The 2836-nt window shown below is 69.1% G+C and carries 2 protein-coding genes; both read right to left on the bottom strand.

The features are described 5' to 3' along the window. Positions 1-51: 51 nt before the first annotated feature. Positions 52-741: a hypothetical protein gene (locus ACFU8Q_RS38610; protein ID WP_384463990.1), complete on the bottom strand. Its 690-nt coding sequence runs from the start codon at positions 739-741 to the stop codon at positions 52-54. A 62-nt stretch (positions 742-803) separates the two neighbouring features. Continuing rightward, the gene (locus ACFU8Q_RS38605) at positions 804-2669 is read right to left on the bottom strand and encodes a hypothetical protein (RefSeq protein ID WP_384463987.1); all 1866 of its coding nucleotides are present in this window, start codon (positions 2667-2669) and stop codon (positions 804-806) included. Positions 2670-2836 lie beyond the last annotated feature (167 nt).

Genomic DNA, 2836 nt, shown 5'->3' with positions numbered 1-2836 from the left:
ACCGGCCGGACGGTCCTAGGGTCTGTCCGACCCTGATCCGCAGGACCGGCCCTAGTCGATGTGCCGCCGCAGGGTGACCGTGGGCGTGAAGCTGCTCAGCCGGCTCACGTTCGCGCCGCGCGGTGCGGCGGCCATCGCCTGCTGGAGCAGGGTCACGACCTCGGCGGCGAGGGAGTCGGCGCGGGCCTTGACGACGTGGATCGCCTCGCGACTCCGCTCCAGTTCGCCCAGCCGCCTCTCCAGCCGGGCGAGTTCGCTCCTGGTCGAGTGGCTCAGGGTGAACGAGTACGGGGTGGAGACGATGAACTGGTAGGCGCCGGCGAAGGTCTGGCAGCCCTCGCAGTGGTCGTTGACCGCGCGGCTGGTGTTCGTGGCGTTGACGTGCGTGAGGTCGCCGTTCGTGGTGACCACCTGGAAGGACAGAGCGACCGACCGGCACGGGTTGTCGAGCGAGCAGCCCACGGAACGGGCGACCGCCCTGTTCCGCGCACCGACGCCGATACGCGTTCCGAGTTCGCGGATCGCGAACTCGTCGTCGTAGTCGAAGCGGTTCCTGGGGGTGGCTTTCGCGTGCGCCTCGTCCATCGCGATGCCGACGTCACGGGTGACGGTCGATGCGGACGAGGTTGCTCCGGCCGTGCTCGCGGTAGTGGCGATGCCTGCCGTGCAGGCGACGACCAGCATTCCCAACCGCGCGGCTCTGCGGCCGACCTGGCTGGTGCGTGGCTTTCGGTGCGTCACTGGGTGCTCCTTTGCGGACGTACGGGAAGGATCAGGGGTTCTCAATGGGGAGGAAGCGGGTGTCAGTTCTCCGGGAAGCCCGGTGACTCCGAGGGGGGCTCCGAGTGGGTCTCCGACGGGGGCTCCGAAGGCGAGGGGGATCCGGACGGCGTGGGGTTCGACGGCCCGGGGGAAGAGCTGACGCCGACCGACGGCGACGGTGATCCCGAGGAGCGGCTGACCCTCGGTGTCGGGCTCGTCCGCATGGGCTTCGGAGTGATCGGAGCGGTGCTCGCGGACGGGGAACCGCTCGCGCCGGCTGCCTCGCCCGAGACGCTGTCCTCGGGACCGGGCTCCGGAGTGGACGCCTCCGACGGCAAGTCGGCGGGGACGAACGAGTCGGGCGGGGCCGGGCTCGACCGTCCTTCGGCAGGTGCCGATGGCGTCGGGCGGGCCGTGGGGACGCCGGGCTGGATGATGGGGGTGATGGGTGGCTGCCGCGGCAGCGCCTGTGGGGTCATGCCGGCGAGCCACGCCGCGCAGAGTGCGCCGGCCCCCGCCACCACCCCGCCCCAGACGGCCAGGCGCAGCCAGGTGTTGCCCTCCGTGGCACGGGCGGCGACCTTCACGAGCCGTCCCACCAGGCGCACGGTGAGATACGCCGCGCCGGCCAGGGGGCAGACGAGCATGAAGCTGCCGACGACGCCGACGAGCCCTGCGGCGATCTCACCGTCGACAAAGGCGAACCAGGTCCCGCCCAGCTGCTCCGTCAGGGAGCGCAGGCTGGTGCTGAGCAGGCGTGGGAGGTTCCACAGCATGTAAGCGAGCTCGGCGGCGATCAGCGGCACCATGGTCAGCACCCACACCGTGACGATGATCCTCGCGGGCCGCTTGAGAGCGGCCACCTCCGCAGGCACCGGACGGCCCGGCCACATGCTCCAGAGGATGGGCTTGATCTTGCCGAAGAGGTCGGGGATTCCGGCGAGGTCCCCAAGGATGTAGTAGCCGTCCAACCGGACTGCCGGCAGCAGCTGTTCGAGGATCTCGAAGTGCACCAGGTAGATCGCGGCGAGGAAGAACGGCTGACCGGTGAGGAAGTACGCGCAGGCCAGGCCCAGCACGAACACGATGTTGAAGTAGACCCCGCCCAGGTCGGTCCGGAGCCGGCCGGCCCTCCCGATGCGGTAGACATCGGTGACTTCGGTGTACATCGACGGCCAGATCAGGAAGAGACCGCACCCGATGCATCCGGGCCGCGCGCCACCGTATCTGCACGCCGAGGCATGCCCGAACTCGTGGAAGACCAGCGATGCCACGATCAGCACGAAGACGGCCAGCATCAGCACCGGCTGCTCGAGCACCTGCAGCACCGGCTGAATGGCGCCGTGAACGGCGAAGAGCCAGACGTCGATGCACAGGGCTGCCAGCAGCACCAGAACCACCACCGGCGGCCGGTGCAGCCATGCGAGTGCCTTCGCGATACGGGCGACCTGCTGCTCGCGGAATATCACCCGATGGCCCTTGAGGACCAGGAGGAGATCGTTGGTGGGGCCGCGGACCTGGTCGCCCTCCTGGCCGAAGGGGACGGTGACGCCGAGCGGTTCGAGCTTCTGCTCGACGAGGTACTTGATGTTGTCCGCGCTGACCTCACGCCCGAAGCGCCCGCTGACCCGGTGCGAAATGGCATCGGTGTTCCGTACACCGTCGACAGCTTCGGTCACCAGGTAGAGCAACCGGGACAGCTGGACCACTTGCCCGTCCCCCCGGCGGACCAGGTACTTGCGCTCCGTGGAGCCGGATCCCTTGTACTCGCCGAGGAGTTGAAGTCCCGCGCCGAGTCGCGGAACGGGAAACATCATCTCCGTGTACTCATACGACGGAAACGTTTCGTCCGCGTCGCAGGCCACTGCCCCCGCGGGACCGGGGTGAACCCTTTGGCTTTCGGTCACCGCCCTGCTCTTCCTCCCGGGGCGGGCCGCGCCCCCAAGAACGCGGCCCGCACGCTTCCGGGCGTTGTTACTGCCTGATGCTGATGGACTGGTTGGCCTCGGATCCCGCGATGGCGTCCGGGGAGCTGACGTTGGTCGCGAGCGACTCGTTGTGGGCGTCGACGTAG

It is taken from the genome of Streptomyces sp. NPDC057543 (assembly GCF_042801895.1).
Taxonomy (GTDB): Bacteria; Actinomycetota; Actinomycetes; order Streptomycetales; family Streptomycetaceae; genus Streptomyces.
Note: the sequence above shows the minus strand (reverse complement) of the source record. Positions and strands in the feature narration are given on the sequence as shown.